24 protein-coding genes are annotated in these 19737 nt (G+C 31.3%); 6 read left to right on the top strand and 18 right to left on the bottom strand.

The window, feature by feature from the left end; genetic code table 11:
- Nucleotides 1-16: 16 nt before the first annotated feature.
- The 10 genes from C8D80_RS03120 to C8D80_RS03165 form a co-directional block, all read right to left on the bottom strand.
- The gene (locus tag C8D80_RS03120) at nt 17-1066 is read right to left on the bottom strand and encodes an o-succinylbenzoate synthase (protein ID WP_133607267.1); all 1050 of its coding nucleotides are present in this window, start codon (nt 1064-1066) and stop codon (nt 17-19) included.
- Nucleotides 1067-1141: 75 nt separating this feature from the next.
- The gene (locus C8D80_RS03125) at nt 1142-2338 is read right to left on the bottom strand and encodes a tetratricopeptide repeat protein (protein ID WP_133607269.1); all 1197 of its coding nucleotides are present in this window, start codon (nt 2336-2338) and stop codon (nt 1142-1144) included.
- A gap of 41 nt (nt 2339-2379) precedes the next feature.
- Entirely contained in the window at nt 2380-3057 is a 678-nt protein-coding gene (locus C8D80_RS03130) for a metal-dependent hydrolase (RefSeq protein WP_133607271.1), read from the bottom strand.
- Nucleotides 3058-3096: 39 nt separating this feature from the next.
- On the bottom strand, nt 3097-3987 hold the full coding sequence (gene menA, locus C8D80_RS03135; protein ID WP_133607273.1) for a 1,4-dihydroxy-2-naphthoate octaprenyltransferase: 891 nt from the start codon (nt 3985-3987) through the stop codon (nt 3097-3099).
- A 9-nt stretch (nt 3988-3996) separates the two neighbouring features.
- Entirely contained in the window at nt 3997-4386 is a 390-nt protein-coding gene (locus C8D80_RS03140) for a hypothetical protein (protein WP_133607275.1), read from the bottom strand.
- A gap of 12 nt (nt 4387-4398) precedes the next feature.
- Entirely contained in the window at nt 4399-5901 is a 1503-nt protein-coding gene (locus tag C8D80_RS03145) for a PH domain-containing protein (protein WP_133607277.1), read from the bottom strand.
- Entirely contained in the window at nt 5894-6472 is a 579-nt protein-coding gene (locus C8D80_RS03150) for a PH domain-containing protein (protein ID WP_133607279.1), read from the bottom strand. Before C8D80_RS03150 ends, C8D80_RS03145 begins: the two co-directional genes overlap by 8 nt.
- Before the next feature lie 3 nt (nt 6473-6475).
- The gene (locus C8D80_RS03155) at nt 6476-7066 is read right to left on the bottom strand and encodes an outer membrane beta-barrel protein (protein WP_158633792.1); all 591 of its coding nucleotides are present in this window, start codon (nt 7064-7066) and stop codon (nt 6476-6478) included.
- Between the two features lie 4 nt (nt 7067-7070).
- Complete coding sequence (locus C8D80_RS03160; protein ID WP_133607283.1) at nt 7071-7661, bottom strand: hypothetical protein; 591 nt, start codon at nt 7659-7661, stop codon at nt 7071-7073.
- A gap of 14 nt (nt 7662-7675) precedes the next feature.
- Entirely contained in the window at nt 7676-8515 is an 840-nt protein-coding gene (locus C8D80_RS03165; RefSeq protein WP_133607285.1) for a 1,4-dihydroxy-2-naphthoyl-CoA synthase, read from the bottom strand.
- A 104-nt stretch (nt 8516-8619) separates the two neighbouring features.
- Here C8D80_RS03165 and C8D80_RS03170 point away from each other — a divergent pair, with 104 nt between their 5' ends.
- The 3 genes from C8D80_RS03170 to C8D80_RS03180 are packed head-to-tail and all read left to right on the top strand — an operon-like array spanning nt 8620 to nt 11357.
- Nucleotides 8620-9738 carry a C1 family peptidase gene (locus tag C8D80_RS03170; protein WP_133607288.1) on the top strand — a complete coding sequence of 373 codons (1119 nt, stop codon included), beginning with the start codon at nt 8620-8622 and terminating at the stop codon, nt 9736-9738.
- 1 nt (nt 9739) lies between these two features.
- A complete protein-coding gene (locus tag C8D80_RS03175) occupies nt 9740-10186 on the top strand; it encodes a PH domain-containing protein (protein WP_133607290.1) in 447 nt (148 codons plus the stop codon).
- Nucleotides 10176-11357 carry a serine hydrolase domain-containing protein gene (locus tag C8D80_RS03180; RefSeq protein ID WP_133607292.1) on the top strand — a complete coding sequence of 394 codons (1182 nt, stop codon included), beginning with the start codon at nt 10176-10178 and terminating at the stop codon, nt 11355-11357. The genes C8D80_RS03175 and C8D80_RS03180 overlap by 11 nt, the downstream gene beginning before the upstream one ends.
- Here the strand turns inward: C8D80_RS03180 and ygiD are convergent, their stop codons facing one another.
- Entirely contained in the window at nt 11358-12191 is an 834-nt protein-coding gene (gene ygiD / locus C8D80_RS03185) for a 4,5-DOPA-extradiol-dioxygenase (protein WP_455423378.1), read from the bottom strand. It lies immediately after the preceding gene.
- Between the two features lie 135 nt (nt 12192-12326).
- Between ygiD and C8D80_RS03190 the strand changes: the two genes are divergently transcribed.
- Nucleotides 12327-12974, top strand: coding sequence for a hypothetical protein (locus C8D80_RS03190; RefSeq protein ID WP_133607296.1), 648 nt, complete (start codon nt 12327-12329; stop codon nt 12972-12974).
- Here the strand turns inward: C8D80_RS03190 and C8D80_RS03195 are convergent.
- The 3 genes from C8D80_RS03195 to C8D80_RS03205 all read right to left on the bottom strand — a co-directional run bounded on the left by C8D80_RS03195 (nt 12964) and on the right by C8D80_RS03205 (nt 15432).
- Nucleotides 12964-13251 (bottom strand): hypothetical protein, encoded by a 288-nt coding sequence (locus C8D80_RS03195; RefSeq protein WP_133607298.1) that lies wholly within the window; start codon nt 13249-13251, stop codon nt 12964-12966. The genes C8D80_RS03190 and C8D80_RS03195 overlap by 11 nt on opposite strands.
- Before the next feature lies 1 nt (nt 13252).
- The gene (locus C8D80_RS03200; protein WP_133607300.1) at nt 13253-14089 is read right to left on the bottom strand and encodes a CvfB family protein; all 837 of its coding nucleotides are present in this window, start codon (nt 14087-14089) and stop codon (nt 13253-13255) included.
- A gap of 125 nt (nt 14090-14214) precedes the next feature.
- Entirely contained in the window at nt 14215-15432 is a 1218-nt protein-coding gene (locus C8D80_RS03205) for a porin (RefSeq protein ID WP_133607302.1), read from the bottom strand.
- A gap of 91 nt (nt 15433-15523) precedes the next feature.
- On the opposite strand from C8D80_RS03205, the gene prmA reads away from it, so the two are divergent.
- Nucleotides 15524-16357, top strand: coding sequence for a 50S ribosomal protein L11 methyltransferase (gene prmA, locus C8D80_RS03210; protein ID WP_133607304.1), 834 nt, complete (start codon nt 15524-15526; stop codon nt 16355-16357).
- A 144-nt stretch (nt 16358-16501) separates the two neighbouring features.
- Nucleotides 16502-16777 (top strand): ATP-dependent Clp protease adaptor ClpS, encoded by a 276-nt coding sequence (locus tag C8D80_RS03215; protein WP_133607306.1) that lies wholly within the window; start codon nt 16502-16504, stop codon nt 16775-16777.
- 50 nt (nt 16778-16827) lie between these two features.
- On the opposite strand, the gene sucD is transcribed toward C8D80_RS03215, so the two are convergent.
- The 4 genes from sucD to efp form a co-directional block, all read right to left on the bottom strand.
- Nucleotides 16828-17700 carry a succinate--CoA ligase subunit alpha gene (gene sucD / locus C8D80_RS03220; protein ID WP_133607308.1) on the bottom strand — a complete coding sequence of 291 codons (873 nt, stop codon included), beginning with the start codon at nt 17698-17700 and terminating at the stop codon, nt 16828-16830.
- An 84-nt stretch (nt 17701-17784) separates the two neighbouring features.
- Nucleotides 17785-18147, bottom strand: coding sequence for a nuclear transport factor 2 family protein (locus C8D80_RS03225; protein WP_133607310.1), 363 nt, complete (start codon nt 18145-18147; stop codon nt 17785-17787).
- Nucleotides 18137-19078, bottom strand: a complete 942-nt coding sequence (locus C8D80_RS03230; RefSeq protein ID WP_133607312.1) for a UDP-3-O-(3-hydroxymyristoyl)glucosamine N-acyltransferase — start codon at nt 19076-19078, stop codon at nt 18137-18139. The genes C8D80_RS03225 and C8D80_RS03230 overlap by 11 nt, the downstream gene beginning before the upstream one ends.
- An 86-nt stretch (nt 19079-19164) precedes the next feature.
- Entirely contained in the window at nt 19165-19731 is a 567-nt protein-coding gene (efp, locus tag C8D80_RS03235) for an elongation factor P (RefSeq protein ID WP_133607314.1), read from the bottom strand.
- Between the last annotated feature and the right edge of the window lie 6 nt (nt 19732-19737).

The raw sequence follows: 19737 nt of genomic DNA on the forward strand, positions 1-19737 counted from the left end.
TACAAAATTAAGAAGATTAAAGTTGTAAACCTAAATTAGAAATATCCCATTGTTTATCAACATTATACTGAATATGCCCATTTTCAATTTCTAGTGTACAATCAAAATTATTGGTGTACAAACCACCAGTTCCTAAGCCTTGTGGCATTGGATTATTTAAGGTAAAAGTAAATTGGGTTATCGCATTCAATCCAATATTACTTTCCAATGCGGAAGTAATCCACCAACCAATATTTAAACTTTCAGCAATAGAAATCCATTCTAAAGTTCCTTTGAAACCACCAACTAAACTTGGTTTTAAAATGATGTATTGTGGTTGAATTTCTTCAAGTAATCTTCGCTTATTCTCAATTCCAAAAACACCAATTAACTCTTCGTCTAAAGCGATTGGAAAGGGCGTTTGATGGCAAAGTAATTTCATTTCTTGAATTTGATTGGCTCTTATAGGCTGTTCAATACTATGTAATTCAAATTCATTTAATTGATTCAACTTACTTAAAGCTTCATTTGAATTAAAAGCACCATTGGCATCTACCCGAATTTCGATGGTTTTAGCATCAAAATTTTGACGAATAAATCGCAATAATCCTAATTCTTTTTCAAAATCGATTGCTCCAATTTTTAGTTTTATACACGAAAATCCCTGCGCTAATTTTTCTTCGATTTGGGTTTTCATGAAGTGCTCCTCGCCCATCCAAACCAAACCATTTATCAACATGTTTTTTTTACCTTTTGAAAATTCTGAAGGAAACAAATCGAATGGTGTTTTTGATGCTAAAGATAAAAATGCCATTTCCACGCCAAATTGAATCGAAGGAAATTCCATTAATTCATCCCACAATTTATCTTTTCCTAAATGAATATTTTGACAAACCCATTGTAATTTCTCCTCGTAATCAGGTCGATCATCAAATGAAAGCGTTCTCAAAATACCACACTCACCTATTCCTGTTTTACCATTTTCTTGCAAAATTAAAAACCAAGTTTCTTTCTCGGTCATAACGCCTCGAGAAGTCCCGCTAGGTCTTTTAAAAGTAAGGATGTATTTTTTATAGGTTGCTTTCATATTCAAGTACAATGACAATTTCAAGTACAAATTTCAAAATCTTGAAGTTGATTTTTGAAATTGAAATTGATTAATTTAATCTAATATTCTCAATATTTTCTTGAAATCATCTACATTCAAACCTTTTGATTTATAAAATTCTATATCAAATTTAGCCTGTTGAATCCATGAGGTTTTTACATCAATATTGTTACTCTTGTATTTTTTGTGTATTTCTTTAGCCTCAGAAATATCTTCATTAAACACTAAAGCATTTGCATATTTTAACTGATACCAAAGTTGATTATTATCTAATTGAGTCGCTTTAAAATAGGATTCCTTAGCCTTAACAAATTGTTTCGTTTCTATATAAATATCTCCTAAAGCACTGTAATCTTTAGCTTGTGCCCATTTGTTATCTACAATTTCTTTTAAAATATAATCAATCGCTTTCTGATGTTGGTTTTTCTTATAAAAGTCCCAAGCTGTTTTTCTTTTAAATTCTAAAAAATCGTTCATCTGTTTGGTGTTTTGAACTGCTTGAATCGCAAGATTTTGAATACTATTTGCTTTTTCAGATGGCAATAAATCTTTAAATTCCTTGTATTTATATTTTCCAATTATTAAATCTATAAATTCTCCAGAAAAAATTTCTTTTTTAGAAAGTGAACTAACAAAATCCAGCCTTGCAATTTCTGCTTCAAGTTCTTTTTTGTTTTGTTTGGTCCAACCTCTACTTGCTTTATAATCCACCCAAGGCACGACTTCTAAAACAATTTTTTGGTTCATAACCCAATTCTGACTTTCGAATCCGAACCATAAATTAGGCAAATTAGTTAAACATAAAGAGGATGACGAAATCAACTTGGCGTCTTTGTTTACTTTTTCTTTTTGTTCCCAACACGCTCTATCCGTTTTTCCTTCTTTCAAAAATAAATTAGCGGCATTTGCCTCTTGAAATAAAGCAAACGTACATTTATCATCTCCCGAAATTGCAGATGTTAAATGAATAGCTCCTGCTGTTCCTTGACTAATTCCGGTTGGATCAGGAATGGCTTTTAACACCGAAACCAAACTTGATGTTAGTTTTTGATTTTCATCTAAAACGGTAATTCGGTATACGAATTCGGTGGTTCCAACGGGTAAATCTTCTGTTTTAATTAATGTTCGTTTTCCGGCAGAAAGTGTTATTTCTTTTGTAGTTGCACGTTCTTTGTCCCAAAACCCATCTTTTTGAGCAAAAAACGAAGTTGAAAATAATACGGCTGATACTAAATATAAAAGTTTGTTCATTTTAATTTTTAATAGATAAATACAATTTGGGTGCCAAAGAATTACAATTCTATACTTTGCCCAATTTCTAATAACATCAAATCTTTTCCTTTATCGAAAAATTTGCGTTTAGCGTCTTCATGATTGATTTCGATATACCCAAACGTATCAAAATGGTAACCCAATACTTTATCGCATTGTACAAAATCTGAAGCAATAATAGCATCTTCTACATCCATTGTGAAATTACTTCCAATAGGTAAAATGGCTAAATCCAACTTAGTTCGCATTGGAATTAATTTCATATCCATTGTTAAAGCGGTGTCGCCAGCAATGTATATATTTTTGTGTTCGCCCTCGATTACAAATCCACCTGGTTGTCCTCCGTAGCTTCCATCAGGAAAAGAAGACGTGTGAATAGCGTTTACATATTTAACCGTTCCGAATTCAAAATCCCAACTTCCACCATGATTCATTGGATGGTAGTTAAACCCTTTATTTCCGTAATGTGATGCAATTTCGTAATTAGAAACAATAACCGCCTCTGTTCGTTTAGCGATTGCTTCCACATCTAAAATATGATCTTGATGTGCATGTGTTAGTAATATAAAATCGGCTTCCAACGTATTTATGTCAATATGAGAAGCCTTTGGATTACCCGAAATAAATGGGTCAACTAAAATGTGAACATCATTTACTGTAATTCCGATACAAGCGTGTCCATAAAATGTGATTTTCATAATATTTTGGTATTAAAATTTGATTATTAAGTAGTAAGACTAAATTTTGAATATTAAAGTTAACCAAAATAATATACTTAATGCAAATGTACTTAAGGCTACTTTTTTAAGTTCTGGGTCGAAGTCTTCGTATTTTTTTGCAGCTCTAATTGTTCTCACATGTATAATTAATGGGAAACAAATAATCAAAATTGAATGTAAGGAAATTTTGGCCATCATTAAAAAAAATAAAAATGAAGTCCCAGCAATAATTAGCAATAATTCATGATAGTTTTTTGCGGTTTCTAATCCCATTTTCACCACCAATGTATTCTTTCCAGCGATTTTATCATTTTCAATGTCGCGCATATTGTTTAAATTTAAAACAGCAACGCTAAGACAACCAATAGCAAATGCAGGTAAGAAAAGTAAACCATCTAATTCCTTCGTAAACAAAAAATTAGAACCAATAACAGAAACTAATCCAAAGAAAATAAATACAAATAAATCCCCAAAACCACTGTAACCGTATGCGCTTTTCCCAACAGTATATTTAATAGCTGCACCAATAGAACCAATTCCTAACAAGATAAAAATCAAACTCAGTGCAAAATTTTCTTTTCCGAATGCTACGTAAATTAATAATAAAGCGATGATGAAGGTTAAAATTGCTGTAATAATAACTGCTTTTTTCATTTGCTCAGCGGTGATAATTCCAGCCGCTACCAAACGTTTTTCGCCAATTCGATTAGCATCGGTTCCTTTTACGCCATCTCCGTAATCGTTGGCATAATTGGACAAAACTTGCAATCCCAAAGTAGTTAACAATGCTAAAACCACAATTCTCCAGTCGGAAAATCCTTGATAATAGGCATAAGCGCTTCCCACGATGATTCCAGAAACGGAAAGAGGTAGGGTTCGTAATCGTGCGGCTTGTATCCAGTGTTTCATTATATATTGTTATTTAAAAATTGCCATCAGTATCAAAATTCCAAAAGCTATTGAAAATGGCGCGCAAATTCTCAAGTATATTGGTCTTAATGTTTCAGCAGCTTTTGTTGAAAATTTGTGATGTGTTTTAATTGGTGTAAGCATCAAAATTACAGCAGAAATGATTAAAAAGTAGCCAAAAACGCGAAAATATAATTCATAAGCATTCGATTTAGCGGAAATGACAAAACTTATTCCTAATAACAAACGAACAATCAATTCTCCATAATTAATTACAATAGTACTTCCAGCTTTACCAATTATAGCTCTTGCTCTTTCAGGATTAAAAAACATCAAAAAACCAGAATATATCAGAAATAATCCAAAGGCAAAAACGATATTTTTCGAAATTAATTCCATTTATAAATTTAATTACATCCAATTCTTATCAGAAGTTTCCACTTGATACAACCAATAATTAGTTAATTGCTTCACTTTAGAATAATTTGTTGTTGAAAAATTAACTGTTCCTCCAGCTGTTGAAAGACGAACTGAACCAATATCAGCTGGCTTTTGCCAAAAAAACTGTTGGGTTTCAATAGCCTGAATTTTATAGGGTTCGATGATGATTGTATCAATATCCCAAGCTCCATTTTGCTTGATGATAAAATCATTTGAAACAAAAAGTTTATAATTTTTAAACGAAAACCATATTAAAACAATAGCAAAAATGACGAAAAAACTTGTGTAAAGCAGCCATTCATTCCAAGTAACAAAGTGCAATTTAAAATTTATTGCTATTGAAATTAAAACTGGTACTACAAGAAGAAAAAAGGTATTGACTGCAAATTTTCTCCAATTAGGTAAATACTTCTTCCCTTTTTCTGGCAATTGATTTAACAACAAATTCAGAATAATATCGCGCTCGCTTGCGGAGCATCCTGGCACTTCGATTTGGTCTTTTTCCTTCACTTTTTCTACATCGCTAGAAGCCTGATGAACTCCAATAGTGGTAACATCTAACTTCTTTTGAAAATAGTTTTGCGTTATTTTAATTTTTTGAACTTTATTCGGATTCAACAATGTATTTTTTGTAGATAGTAATCCGTAAGACAACACAATCGCTTGCTTGCTTTTTTGGATAGTAAAATCGAAATATTTTAGAATGGTACGAAATAAGTTTACTATCAAAATAAGCACAATAAAAATCCCGACAACTATCATAAATGAAGTAATACTTGGTAATGTACCTAAATAATCAGTGACTTTATCTTCATCAATTACTTCTGTATTTAACTGTTGTAAATTCTCAATAATTGTGGTAAAAAACAGAAAAATTAAAGCAAAACTTTTGATATAATTCGATGTAAAGCCAATCTTTACCAAACTCAATATTCCAATTTTAATGAAGGAAGTCGGACTTTCTTCAATTGCAACTTTTTCAGAATCGGTAATCGTTTCTTGTTGCGAATGATTGATTAATCGCTCTTTTAAAATAGTGGCTAAATCATGTGAAATAGCACTAATAGAAGCTTCTTTTTTATCACTTCCAGCAGTATCTATTTCTAGTTTATGAACTCCGACTAATCGTTGAATCAAACTCTGATTGATATTAACTTGCTGAATTTTATGCAATTGTATCGTAATTCTCGTTTTATTAAAAACACCTTTTTGAATTACAAATTCGTTATTTTCTTCATCAATATGAAACGTAAAAAACAAATATTGCAAGTATGAAATTACTCCAATTATTATCACAACTCCTGCTATACTTCCAAAAAAAACAAGTTTATTTAAGGAATCAAACTTTACTAACCAAATCAACAACATAGGCCACAAAGCACGAACCGTCTTCTGCAAGGAATTGGCAAACATGACCAAAATCCCAGGAAGCGATTGACGTTGGGGTTGCGAGAAATCGGTTGGGTTATTCATTTTCTGCAGTTAAGAATGATTCGTTTGAAAATGGTTCAATAACTTCTTCCTTTTTAGGTGGATTGATTTTTTGGGAAACCAAATTTTTAATAATTTGGGCATCAGCCAAAAGCAAACCCGGAATTTCTAAATCCGAACTACTACCACCTGCGGTGAATAATTCGATGGAAGCCAAACCTAATTTTCGAGAAATAAATCCTTGGTGTAAAGCTACGTGTTGTACTCTGTTAAAAGGAATAATTGTAGTCGTTTCCGAAATTAAACCTGATTTATAAATGGTGTCATGTTCTCTAAAAGCATAACCTTTTTTATTGAAACTAAGCTTTGTATAAACTATTAATCCAGCAAGAAAAACCAAAATTCCAATAAGAATTAAAATCCAAGTAGTACTTGAAAAAGCATCTTTTTTAAAGTAAAATAAGGTAGAAAATCCACCAATTATTAAAATAAAAAGCAATAAAAAATTAAAAAGTAAAACGTTTATATACTTTGGATGAAGTCCTTTTAATTGAACTTCTTCAAATTTTGGAAGTTGGTCAATTTCGATTGGATTATTTGTGAATTCGTTCATAGTTTAAAATTTAAAACCAAGACCTACATTAATAAAATGCGTATTTGCAGTTCCATCTATATCATTAGAATTTATAGGAAAATATTTGTAACTTCCTTCAATAAAAAGCAAATCAGAAACATGATATTTTAAACCTGGATTAATTGTAAATCCATTAAAATTAACTTTTCGTTCTCTTGGCATTAAAGCAGGATCCATTGGGTCAAAAATACCCGTAACGTATTCTATTTTATTAGAAAAGAAAGCGTATCCAATACCAAAGAAAGGTCTTAATTTACCTTTAAAAGCATCTACTTCTATACTTGCATTTGGATTCCAAATTAAAATATGATTTGGAAGAAAATAATCTCTAGACTTTAAATAATCGATAGTTAAACCTCCAAAAACCGAAATTGTTTCGTCTTTATAAATCGCGTAATTACCTGAAATTCCAACAACACCATTAAAGCCGTCGCTGATAATGTTTTCATTACGAAGATTCCCAACGTAGTGAACTCCTAGTTGAAATTTACGCTCTTTTTTAACCTCTTGACTTTCTTGAGCCATTGATAAATTACTTAAGAATAGTAATAACCCGAATGCGATTTTTTTCATGGTATTATTTGTAATCATTTAGATTTTGAACTTCAATAAATTGATTTAATACTTCTAACTCATTTTCTTTAAAATCTTTTATAGGAAAATTAAAAACCTTATCCGATTTCATAAGAGCAATAGCTAAATTATTATTTTCCATTGTGATATTTTTTATATCGGATTTTGAATAATCTTCAAAGTAATTATTTTCAATAATTGTTAAAAAATTTTGTTTAACTATCAAATGATAGTTTAATTGCTTGAGATTTATAAAACTTAAAAACAATATATTGTAAAAACTAAAATCTGGTAATTCTTTATCTCTTACAAAAACAAGAACTTGAGTTAAAGCTGCCAAAATAAGAAATACCATTAAAAAAAAATCAAACCCAGAAAATTTGTATTTATGTCTACCAATTATTGTCCAATCATTTTTATAAATTTTCCATTTCAAATATGAGTAAAAAGATAATTCAATCAACAAGAATAAAATACAAAAAAACTTTCCAACATTATTTAATTCCAATGAATCATTAATCCATAAAAAAAATGAATAAAGAATTGTTAGAAAAACAGTAAAAAGAATAAAATAATATGATTTGAATTTCAGCATCAAAATTTGATTGATTAAGGCAAATATTTCTTTTCAAAATTAGGCTTACGTTTTTCTAAGAACGCATCTCTTCCTTCTTTTGCTTCGTCTGTCATGTAGGCTAAACGAGTAGCTTCACCTGCAAAAACTTGTTGTCCTACCATGCCATCATCCGTTAAATTCATTGCGAATTTTAGCATTTTAATTGATGTTGGTGATTTCGCTAGAATTTCTTGTGCCCATTCATAAGCAGTATCTTCTAACTCAGCATGAGGAATTACGGCATTTACCATTCCCATTTCAAAAGCATCTTGCGCTGAGTAATTTCTACCTAAGAAGAAAATTTCTCTCGCTTTCTTTTGTCCTACCATTTTAGCTAAATAAGCCGAACCGTAACCACCATCAAAACTAGTTACATCTGCATCCGTTTGTTTGAAAATAGCGTGTTCTTTACTCGCTAACGTTAAATCACAAACCACATGAAGCGAGTGTCCGCCACCAACAGCCCAACCCGGAACAACACAAATAACAGCTTTTGGCATGAAACGAATCATACGTTGTACTTCTAAAATATTCAATCTGTGGTAACCGTCATCTCCAACATAACCTTGGTGTCCACGAGCTTTTTGATCGCCACCACTGCAAAAACTCCAAATTCCATCTTTAGAACTTGGTCCTTCCGCAGAAAGTAATACAACTCCAATTGACGTATCTTCTTGGGCATCATAAAATGCTTCAATTAATTCTTTGGTTGTTTTAGGACGAAAGGCGTTTCTAACGTCTGGACGATTGAAAGCGATTCTTGCAACGCCATCACATTTTTTATAAGTTATATCTTCAAATTCTCTAACGGTTTTCCAATTGATATTGCTCATTTTTCAAATATTTAAAATAGATATTGTAATTTTTTTTAAATGTAAATTTCCGTAAAAATAATTCATTTTTTGCATTATATTGCAAGTTCAAAACAATTAGATTCATGAAAAAACTATATATAGGATTACTGTTTGCATCTGGGCTATTTTCGGCTTCGGCTCAAAACTATGAATTTCAGAAAGTTAATGATGTCGAATGTTTGCCGGTCATCTCTCAAGATATTACAGGAACGTGTTGGAGTTTCTCAACTTCTTCGTTTTTAGAATCCGAAATTATTCGCTTAACAGGAAAGAAAATCGACCTTTCAGAGATGTATCAAGCGAGAACTACCTATCCATTAAAAGCCGAAAACTATGTTTTACGACAAGGAAAAGCAAATTTTAGTGAAGGCGCTTTGGCTCATGATGTAATCACTAGTGTAACAAAATACGGATTAGTTCCTAATAGCATTTATGATGGATTAAATGATGACGCCAGCAAACATAACCATGCAGAAATGGTTGCAGTTTTAGAAGCGATGTTAAAAACGTATGTTTCAAATCCAAGTGGTAAATTATCTAAAAATTGGAAACAAGCGGTTAATGCTGTTTTGGATATTTATTTGGGAAGTATTCCAACCAAATTTGAATACGAAGGCAAAAATTATACTCCAAAATCATTTGCTGAATTCACTAAAATTAAGCCTGAAAATTATGTGACCTTGACTTCATTTACTCATGAAGCGAATTACAAACCGTTCATTTTGAATATTCCAGATAATTTTTCAAACGGTAGTATGTACAATTTGCCTTTAGATGAATTTATTGCCAATATTGATAATGCATTAGCAAACGGTTATTCCCTTTCATTAGATTGTGACGTTTCTGAACCAACATTTTCAGGAAAATATGGAGTGGCTTTTGTTCCAGAAAAAGAAGAAGATACTAAAACGGGGTTGGGTGAAATTATCATTGAAAAAAATATCACACCTGAATATCGCCAACAAGAATTTGAAAATTTATCTACCACTGACGACCATTTAATGCACATCGTTGGAAAAGTAAAAGACCAAAAAGGAAATGTATATTACAAAGTAAAAAATTCTTGGGGAAGCGACGAAAAGAAAGTGGCTAACGGTGGTTATGTTTACATGAGTGTGCCTTATATGAAATTAAAAGCAATATCAGTTATGGTTCACAAAGATGGAATTTCAAAAGAAACTAAGAAGAAGTTAGGATTGTAATATGTTTTTTAAATCGGCCACAAGCAAAATAAATAAGTACATTTTAATTGGTGCGATTGTTTTTATGTATTTAATGACAATTCCAACATTATATGACGATTCGATTGAGCCTTTCCTTATTATTTTTGGAATTAATCTAATCATTACACTATTTTTGCTTTGGACATATAAAACTACTTTTTATATTTTAAAAAATGATACGCTAATATGGAAATCCGGCCCATTTAAGGGGACTATTGAAATAAAGAATATCAATAAAATTGAATATCACAAAGGAATTATTGTGCCAACAATTTGGAAACCAGCATTAAGTCATATAGGTTTAATTATCACTTATAACAAATATGATGATATTTACATTTCGCCCGAAAAAAGCGAACAATTTATTACACAATTATTAGAAACAAACCCAAATATTACGATTAAGAATACCCCATATGATTTATAAATTACTCACCATAAGCCTATTATTTTTAGTTACAAGTTGCCAAGATAAGCCTGACAAAGCAAAAGAATCCACTATTAAAGATAAGGAAGGGAATGTATCTGAATTTGCTGTTAATTTTTCACCTCTTACCACTATTTATAAAAAAAGAATGGGAAATGAAGTGGAAGCATTTTATGACTCAAAATTCAATTCAAAAGATTTTAGTGGTTCGTTTTTAGTAGCAAAAAATGGCGAAATTCTATATGAAAATTATAGCGGATATGCCTACAAAGAAAAAGGCGATTCCATCAAACAAAATACACCTTTGCACATTGCTTCAGTGAGTAAAGTGATTACGGCTGTAACCATTTTAAAATTAGTTGATGCTAAAAAACTAAAATTAGACGATTTTGTAACTTCTATTTTACCTGAATTTCCACACGAAAAAACAACCGTAAGAATGTTGTTGAATCACAGAAGTGGTTTACGAAATTATGCCTATTTTACTGATGATAAAGGCGTTTGGGATAAAAAGAAAACACTAACCAATCAAGATGTTTTAACACTTTTAGCTACAAAAAACATTGGTTTAGAATCAACACCTGGAACTCGTTTTGGGTATTGCAACACCAATTATGCTTTATTAGCTTTAATCATTGAAAAAGTTGAGAAAAAGACTTATCCAAAAGTGCTTCAAGAATTAATTTTTGATCCATTAGGAATGAAAAACACTTTTGTTTTTGATGATTTAACAAAGCAAGACAGCGTGAGTCAGTCTTATAAAAATAATTATTTACGATTGGCTTTTGAATATTTAGACCAAGTGTATGGAGATAAAAACATCTACTCCACACCTCGCGATTTATTACAATTTGATTTGGCTTTATATTCTGATAAATTTTTGAGCCCAGCTATGAAAGCCGAAATGTTAAAAGGTTATAGCTATGAACGTAAAGGAACCAGAAATTATGGTTTAGGAATTCGTATGTTAGAATTTGAAACTGGACAACAATATTTCTTTCACAACGGTTGGTGGCATGGAAATACTTCATCTTATGTAACACTGGTAAAAGATTCGGTTACGATAATAGCGATTTCTAATAAATTCACAAGAAAACCTTATCAAACAAAGAGATTGGCACCAAAATTTGGCGATTATCCGTTTAAATTTAATGACGAAGAAGGCGAATAATTAACCGATTTTCACCGAAGTCATCGTTAACGAACCACCAACTGCTTTATCGTTAAAGAATTCTACTTTATCATTATCGGTTTGTAATGCCAAAATGTAGAGTAATGGATAATAATGATCTGGTGACGGAATGGCTAATATAGCTGATTTGTTTAGTTTTTCGTATTGAATTAATTCTTTATGAAAACCATTTGAAATTTTATTTTTGAAGATATCATTCATTTCTAAAGCCCAATCAAATCCGTATTCGGGTTCATTTAATTTATCCCAAGCTACCATTCGTAAATTGTGCACCATATTACCACTTCCGATAATTAGAACTCCTTTTTTACGAAGTGAAAGTAATTGTTTTGCTAATTCATAATGATAAGCTGCTGGTTTATAATAATCGATACTTAATTGTAAAACTGGAATATCAGCATCAGGATACATATGTTTTACAACCGACCAAGTACCGTGATCTAATCCCCAATCATGGTCCAATTCCACTGCCGGATTTGTAATTAGTTTTTGAATTTCTGTCGCTAATTCAGGACTTCCAGGTGCTGGATATTGCACATCAAATAACGCTTGTGGAAAACCTCCAAAATCGTGAATCGTTTTTGGATTTGGCATTGCGGTAACTAATGTTCCTTTTGTTAACCAATGCGCCGAAATTACCACAACTGCTTTTGGTGTTGGAATTTCCTTACCCATTTGCTGCCAACGTTTTGAAAACTCATTGTCTTCAATAGCATTCATAGGCGAACCGTGTCCTATGAATAAAACGGGCATCTTCTCCTCTTCTTCTCCTAATCCTTTTGTCCAATCATAGAACGGTTGTATACTTGCCATAGCGATTCCTCCTGAAAGTAATGTTATGAAATTCTTGCGATTCATAAATTAATATTTGTATATACAAATATATTGATAAAATTAAAATTAAATACTAATTGATTGTTAAAAACGTTATCTCTAAAATCATACGAAATGAAAACCCTTATTTTATTACTAACTATCTCATTAACTAATTATTCAGTTATAAAAACAAGCATTGAAAAAGATAGAAATTTGTTGCAAAAAAAATACATTTCAAATGAAAATAAATCAGAAACAATTGAAGAAGCCAAAACTAAATTAACAGCCTATTTATATAACGATATTTTTAATAATTGGTATTCAACTAAATGGAGCTTTGAAGGTCATTCTGAAACACCAAAACAAGGAACAATTGCTTGCGGATACTTTGTTTCAACCACTTTAAGAGATGTAGGATTCAATCTAAACCGATACAAATTAGCACAAAAAAGTCCTGAAGAAGAAGCAAAAGTAATTGCATGCGGGACTTCGATTGAGAAACGTGAAAACATTTCTAAACAAGAATTAAAAAAGTATTTTCTAAAACAAAAAGATGGTATCTACTTTATTGGCTTAGATTTTCATGTTGGGTACATTTATAAAAATAATCAAGAAATTTATTTCATTCATTCCAATTATATTGATAATAAAGGCGTGATGAAAGAAACAATTGAAAATTCTAAAGCTATTGTGAGTTCAAAATACTTTATAGTAAATATTACTCACAATGATAAACTAATAAAGAAATGGCTAATGAAAGAAGTCGTAACTACAAATTAAGCAATTCAATTTTGAAATGTCTCAAAATGAAGAAAATTGAAATCACATTACAAAATAATGAAAGCCAGTAATATTTGCTATAATCATCTTGATTAACAGCAATTTCATACAAATTTAAAAGTGGTAAAACTACGATAGCTATCCAAATTGGAATCCAAATGATTTCAGTTTCAAAACCAATAAAATGAATGGTATCAAAATTTTGAAAAATGCCAACAAACGTTAGTAATAAAACTAATATGCTTAGAAAAAGATATATTTTATTCTTTGTTGTCATTTTAAACCAAATAAATTCCGTCTTCCTTGATTTCGATTAACTTTTGTTTGTATAAATTTCCAACGGCTTTTTTGAAATTCTTTTTACTCATTTTCAATACCGTTTTAATGTCTTCTGGATGCGAATTATCAGTTAAACGTAAGAAACCACGATTTGCTTTTAATTCGTCTAAAATAACTTGAGAAGAAGGTTCGATTGCCTCTACTCCTACTTTACGCAATAATACATCAATTTTTCCGTCAGGGCGAATGTTTTTGATATAACCAACGGTTTTCATTCCTGGTTTTACATCCGTATATACCTCATTTTTATAAGCTAAGCCTTTGTATTTCTGATTGATAATAACATTGATTCCACCATCTGTAATATGAGAAATTAAGATATTTACTTCTTCATTTGGTTCCAAATCAACATTTTCATTCGTCAAATATTTATTGGTTCTACTTGAAGCTACCAAACGATTCGTTTTATCATCCATATGCATGTAAACCAAATAACGCTTTCCAACTTCCATTGGTCGCGCTTGTTCTTTGAATGGAACAAATAAATCTTTCTCTAATCCCCAATCTAAAAAAGCACCAAACTGATTCATGTAATTTACTTTTAAATGCGCAAATTCATTCAGTTTGATATAGGGTTTAAGCGTAGTTGCTACAGGACGTTCTTCATGATCAAGATAGATAAATACAGTTAAATCATCTCCAATAGAAAATTCTTTTGGCACGTATTTATTCGGTAACAAAACATCATCTTCTTGTGTTTCTTCACTTCCTAAAAACAAACCAACTTTAGTATCTCTTAATATTTTTAACGTATTGAACTCTCCTATATGTAACATAATAAAATAAATAAAGTGCAAAGGTAAGCATTTTAAAAATTAGAATTTAGAAATCGGAAATCCAGAAAATGAAAAAACCACAAATCATTAACTGACTTGTGGTTTTATGTTATATTTTCTAAGACTTAGATTCCTATTTCTAATTGAAAACGAACGTACCAATTTTGTTTATTACTTCCATCTAAATAATCTAAATCAGATAACGTAACTTCACCTTGTAATTTGAAAGCATGTTCCCATAAATATTTAGTAACACCTAACGAATATTGTTTCGAATCAGGAGTCAAAGCCTGAATATCTTCGTGCATTTTTTGAGTAGAAAAACGACCAATGATTTCGTAGTTTGTTGGAAAAACATAACTTAATTGATAATCCATTCCGCTTCCAACTGGCACATAGTTAAACTCTGTAATATCATCTGGATTAAAAGCAATTGGATCTTTCGCTGAACGAGACATATAACTTGACATAAAAGCCCAACCGTTATATTTGAACATTGCATCTAACAATACCGATTTCATTGTTTTTTGTTCGAATAAATCGCCACCTAGTTGACCTTGTGTTCTTCTAGCTAAATTATTTTGATGAAATGCACCTGATAATAATAATCTTGGCTTTTCTTCACGAGCTACATCTCCTTCAAAATTAGTTCCGTCTTTTTTAAATGAACCAAAAGGCATTAACTCTAATTTTCCAGTTAAAGCTACTCCATCATCAGCAGATTTTGTCCAGTTTCTTCCTTCTCCAGTAGTTACTGCCGTTTTTACATTATATGAAAATTTATCTTTGTTTTCATTCAAATAGTAGGCTTGAAAACCAAAATCTCTATCGATTGTAAAACGAGCATTATTAATACTTCTATCTGTTAATTGTAAAGCTCCTGATGAATTTACACGTTGTCGATTTCCTGGTAATTTCGTTTGTCCAAAAAGGAAACTCCAATGCTTATTTGGACGATAAAAAACAGCAGCATCACGAATAATATTGATATTTTCTCCGTCTTGAATTTCGCCCACATCACCTGGCGCAAAGGACAATTGAATTACATATAAAAAGTGTGGATTACCTACATAACCATCAAAACGCAAACGTAAACGTCTAATTTCTCCTGAATAAGCTGGATCAGCATCTTCATTTTGAATGTAAGTAACTCGGTTTTGCATTCTAAAACGAATATTCAATTGAAATAAACTATCTGGTGATGTTATTCCTAATCCTTTTCCATAGCTATAATATGGAAGTGCTGCCAACTTTAAATCGTTGTCTTTTGTGGTTACTTTTATATCTTGAGCAACAGCAATAGTGCTGATTACAAGTAATAAAAGAGTTACTATTTTTTTCATTTGTTATGTTGTTGTTTATTTTGCGCAAACTTAACATTAAAACAAGGTTAAGTATGTTAAGTAAATATTACCTTTGCAAAAAATTAACGTTATGTCAAATATATACATTGGATATCATTTTACAATAGAACCTATTGAATTAGGTAGCGAAATTTTAATTGCTGAATTAGGAGAAAAAGCTTTTGAAAGTTTTATTGAAACTGAAACAGGGATTTCTGCTTATGTTCAAAAAGATTTATGGAGCGAAACTATTTTAGAAGATATTCAAATTTTAGATAATCCTGAATTTAAAATCAATTATACTTTTGAAGAAATTGAGCAGGTAAATTGGAATGAAGAATGGGAAAAAAACTTCGAAGCCATTGAAGTAGACGGAAAATGTCATGTGAGAGCGCCATTTCATGAAAAAACAAATGCTGAATACGATATTGTAATTGAACCAAAAATGAGTTTTGGAACGGGTCACCATGAAACAACTCACATGATGATTCAACATATTTTGGAAACCGATTTTACCAATAAAAAAACCTTAGACATGGGTTGCGGAACTGCCATTTTAGCCATTTTAGCTGAGATGAAAGGTGCACAACCTATTGATGCCATTGATATTGATAATTGGTGTTATTTAAACTCAATTGAAAATGCAGAACGTAATAATTGCAAGCATATTTCGGTTTATGAAGGTGATGCTTCTTTATTAGTTGGAAAAAAATACGATATTATTATTGCAAACATCAATCGTAATATTCTTTTAAACGATATGCAACAATATGTAAATTGTTTAAACGATAATGGAATTTTATTCTTAAGCGGATTTTATACAGAAGATATTCCAGTAATTTTAGAAAGTTGTACGTCTAAAGGATTAACCTATGTAAAACAATTTGAAAGAAACAATTGGGTTGCATTGAAATTTGTGAAATAGTTAGGAGTTAGGAGATGGAAGTTGGAAGTTTAACTTTTTTAAATCTTAAATTTGATTTTTGAACTTGAACTTGAATTTTGAATTTGATTTTTGAATTTGAATTTGATTCAGTATTTTTGCAAAGAACTTTCAAACGTAAAGAAAATGAGCACGATAGAAAAAGTACAAGAAGAAGTTTTAGTAGCAGAAGCTGTTGGTGTTAATAACGAAATTGTATTACATAATGACGATGTAAATACATTTGACCATGTTATTGATACATTAATGAGAGTTTGCCAACATGATGAATTGCAAGCCGAACAATGTGCTTTATTAGTACATTATAAAGGCCAATGCACGGTTAAAACGGGTCCGATTGACCAATTAAAACCACAATGTTCCGCATTACTAGATGCTGGATTAAGTGCAGAAATTATATAAATAAAAAATCCCGCAAATAGCGGGATTTTTTATATCTAAAAGTTAAAGGATTATCCTAAAACTTCTTTTACTTTTTTACCAATTTCAGCTGGAGAATCAACTACGTGAATACCGTTTTCTCTCATGATGCGTTTTTTAGCTTCTGCTGTATCATCAGCACCACCAACGATTGCACCTGCGTGACCCATTGTTCTTCCTTTTGGAGCCGTTTCACCTGCGATGAATCCAACAACTGGTTTACGGTTTCCATCAGCTTTTACCCATTTAGCAGCGTCAGCTTCTAATTGACCTCCGATTTCACCAATCATGATGATTATTTCAGTTTCTGGATCGTTCATTAATAATTCTACTGCTTCTTTAGTTGTTGTTCCAATGATTGGATCACCACCAATTCCAATAGCTGTAGTAATTCCTAAACCTTGTTTTACTACTTGGTCAGCAGCTTCGTATGTTAAAGTACCTGATTTAGATACAATACCAACTGTTCCTTTTTTGAAAACGAAACCTGGCATAATACCAACTTTAGCTTCTCCTGGAGTAATTACACCTGGACAGTTAGGACCAACTAAACGACAATCTTTTCCTTTAATATAATCATAAGCTTTAATCATATCTGCCACCGGAATACCTTCAGTAATACAAATGATTACTTTGATTCCAGCTTCAGCAGCTTCCATAATTGCATCAGCAGCAAATGCTGGCGGAACGAAAATAATTGAAGTATCAGCACCCGCTTTTTCAACAGCATCTTTAACTGTATTAAAAACTGGCCTGTCTAAATGTGTTGAACCACCTTTTCCTGGAGTTACACCACCTACAACATTAGTTCCGTACTCAATCATTTGAGAAGCGTGGAAAGTTCCTTCGCTACCTGTAAATCCTTGTACAATTATTTTTGAATTTTTATTTACTAAAACGCTCATGATATATGAATTAAATTGTGTTTAAATTTGTGATGCAAAAGTAAGTTTTTTACCAAATAATCACATATTTTTTATTGTATTTTTTTAATTAGGTTTGCTAATTTGGTATCCTTTTTTGATTTTTCCTTCTTCAAATTCCCAAATGGCTACTATTTTAGCTATTAAAACGAATTCTTTTGGGTTTTCGATAGTTGTTACCTTGTGATTGTATTTTACTACAATTTGATTTTCTTGTTCAATGAAATGCGAAATTTCCATGAAAGAATCAATGTAATTTTGTTTCAATTCGTTAGCCAAATTGATGATTGCACTTTTTTGAAGTAATAATTTTCCTTCTGAACTGTCCCATTCTAAAATAAAATCGTCGTGCAAAAGTGTATCAAGAAATGATGCATTTCTTATTCCGTCTTCTTTGTACAAAAACTCAATGCGTTCTTTATTTGTCATTTTGTTTTAATTTTTCAATAATTTCTGGAATGCGTTTCACATTAGCCAATTGTTTCAACTTTTCTCTTGATTCTTCAATTGGAGTACCAAAATAGGTTTTTCCTCCTTCAATAGATTTAGTAACACCAGTTTGTCCCATTACTACTGCTTTTGTTCCTATAGTAATACCACTTGTTGTACCAACTTGTCCCCAAAGTGTTACTTCGTCTTCAATAACCACACAACCTGCTATTCCAGTTTGTGAAGCGATTAAACATTTTTTCCCAATCACAGTATCATGCCCAACATGCACTTGATTGTCAATTTTAGTTCCAGCTCCAATGGTTGTATCGCCAGTAACTCCTTTATCAATAGTACAAAGAGCGCCAATACCGACATTATCTTCAATCACTACTCGCCCACCCGATAACAATTGGTCAAAACCTTCAGGACGTTTTTTATAATAGAAAGCATCAGCTCCTAAAATAGTTCCAGCATGAATCATTACGTTATCGCCAATTACTGTATTATCGTAAATCGTAACATTAGCATGAATCAAACAATTTTTACCAATTTGAACATTATGTCCAATAAAACAATTTGGTTGAATAACCGTTCCTTCTCCTATTTTAGCTGAATCCGAAATTGCAACATTTGAAGACTGAAATGGTCTGAAATGTTTGGTAAGTTTATTGAAATCTCTGAAAGGATCATCTGAAATCAACAATGCTTTTCCTTCCGGACATTCTACTTCTTTGTTGATTAAAACAATAGTAGCTGCCGATTGAAGTGCTTTGTCATAATATTTTGGATGATCTACAAATACGATATCTCCAGGTTCAACTACATGAATTTCATTCATACCGTGAACTGGAAAATCAGCATCACCCACAAAATTACAATTGATAATTTGGGCTATTTCTTTTAGAGGATAAACTTTTGGAAATTTCATTTAATAGTGATTAGTGAATAGTAAAACATAAAAGAGTAATTAGTTGCTTGGCTATTTACTAATTACTCTTCCCTTTTTACTAATAATTATTCTTTTACTCTTTCCATGTAGTTTCCTGAAGCTGTATCAATTTTGATTTTATCACCTTCATTGATAAACAACGGAACGTTTACTGTAGCTCCTGTTTCAACAGTTGCTGGTTTTGTAGCATTTGTTGCTGTATTTCCTTTAACTCCTGGTTCAGCATAAGTAACTTCTAAAACGATAGAAGCTGGCATATCTACTGATAATGGTGCTTCAGTTTCAGCGTTAATCTGAATCATTACGTTTGTTCCTTCTTTTAATAAATCTGGAGCATCTAAAACTTTTTTGTCTAACGTAATTTGTTCAAATGATTCGTTATTCATAAAGTGAAATTGATCTCCTTCAGCATATAAATATTGGAATGTATGTGTTTCAACACGTACTTCATCAATTTTGTGTCCAGCAGAAAATGTGTTATCTAATACTTTTCCGTTAGTTAACGATTTTAATTTTGTTCTTACGAAAGCTGGCCCTTTACCTGGTTTTACGTGAAGAAATTCGATGATTTTATAAATATCGTTATTGTATTTGATACATAATCCGTTTCTAATATCTGATGTACTTGCCATTTTGTT

The sequence above is a fragment of the Flavobacterium cheniae genome, from assembly GCF_004363695.1.
Taxonomy (GTDB): Bacteria; Bacteroidota; Bacteroidia; order Flavobacteriales; family Flavobacteriaceae; genus Flavobacterium; species Flavobacterium cheniae.